At 41.9% G+C, this 1,602-nt stretch carries 2 protein-coding genes; both read left to right on the top strand.

Annotated elements, in window-relative coordinates; translation table 11 throughout:
• Positions 1–294 (top strand): DUF4276 family protein (locus PLA23_RS13310; RefSeq protein ID WP_324475522.1); only part of this gene is annotated, 294 nt, incomplete at its 5' end.
• A partial coding sequence (pglZ, locus tag PLA23_RS13305) for a BREX-1 system phosphatase PglZ type B (protein ID WP_324475521.1) occupies positions 291–1,602 on the top strand: 1,312 nt, incomplete at its 3' end. The genes PLA23_RS13310 and pglZ, both read left to right, overlap by 4 nt.

Here is a 1,602-nt window from a genome sequence, read left to right as displayed (position 1 = left end):
CTATTTTCTAATATCGATGCAATTGACGAAATTATGTCACCGGATAATGAATCACATAAAAGAGAATTGTCTAACATCCTCAGGGTTGCCGGAGAGCCGGAGAAAATTAATGATAATCCTGAAACAGCACCATCGAAAAGACTCAAGTCTCTTTATCCCTCATATCAAAAAACGTTACATGGGGCATTGATATTCAATAAAATCCCTCTTTCACATATTCGTGCTCAATGCCCTCATTTCAATGACTGGATAACAAAATTAGAAACTCTGACCCCTCTTGGAGACGTATCATGAATAATACACTTGAGGATATAATCTGCTCTGCTCTATCAAAAGTATCTCAGGAATATGCCCAAAAAGATGTAGTTCCTCCTCTCTCAGTATTCTGGTTTGACAAAACCGGAGAATGGCAACCGGTCATTGATCGCTTAAAGAAGAGATTTACTATCTACACGTATGGTTCTTATAATAACGAGGCCCTGACTGGCCCGGCAATTTACATCAGAACTTCTGTCACACAATATGAAGATAATAATCGGAAAATACCCATTCTCTATCTCCCTGGTTATAGCAGAGAAGAATTACGAGACCCTACAACAGTCCCAGGAGAACTAAAACCCTTGATTGGCCTGTACCACCGAAGCGTATCATGGACATCGAAAACAAAAAAAGATTGGACTCTTGTTACCTTTCTTCAATCATCTGACCCAGGTCCTGGAATTGCCGTCAAACAGGATAGAGAAACAAAAGATGCATTACGAACAGGTATTGGACTTCTCCTTGATGAACCAATAGAAAGGTTATCACATCATGCTCCATTACACGCGGCATATCTGCATCAAATCCAGTTACCAGATCCCCGAAAACAGATTCTGGCCTGGATCAATGATCCTGTTGAAACAGAAAAGCAGATGAAAGAATTGGGGCAATGGAAGCCATTTTGTGGAATCGCAATAAAAGAATATAACCTCAATCCGGAAAAGGACGGATCATTAGCCGGGGCAACCAAACTTGGGGCCCAGGAAGGGAAATGGAATGAGATATGGGATAGATTTACTGAAAATCCAGATAGATATCCGAATATCCCCGACATTCTTTCTACTTTACCGCTCCCAGCTTTTACACCGTATCAGGAATCATGGCCACAGATAAATGAAAACGAAGAGAACGAACTCTTTAAAGAATTGGAATCGCTTCTTTCTCTCCCACTCACACAGGCACAGGATCTTATCACCGAACTGGAAGAAAAACACAAAAGACGAAGAGAATGGGTATGGGCTCGAATCGGAAAGGCAGATCTGGCCCATTCTCTCAGGTACCTTTCTGATCTGGTAGAATATTCAAGGCAGATAAAAACCGCCGGAGATTTGAAGACACAGATCGAACGATATGCGAATGAATCATGGAGGATTGATGATGCTGTTCTCTTAGCGATAGCATCGGTTCACAGCCAGTCGTACCTTGGGCTCATACAAAAAGTCATTGCTCATGTGTACAAGCCCTGGCTGAACGCAACTATTGATGCATTCCAAAAAAACTGGATAGAAACCCCTCCAGAGCAGGAGAAAAAAGATATTCCAGTGCAGGGTGGAGTACTCTACT

This window comes from Methanospirillum sp. (assembly GCF_035406105.1).
Lineage (GTDB): Archaea > Halobacteriota > Methanomicrobia > Methanomicrobiales > Methanospirillaceae > Methanospirillum.
The sequence above is the reverse complement of the archived record's forward strand: the minus strand, read 5'-3'. Positions and strand labels throughout refer to the sequence as shown.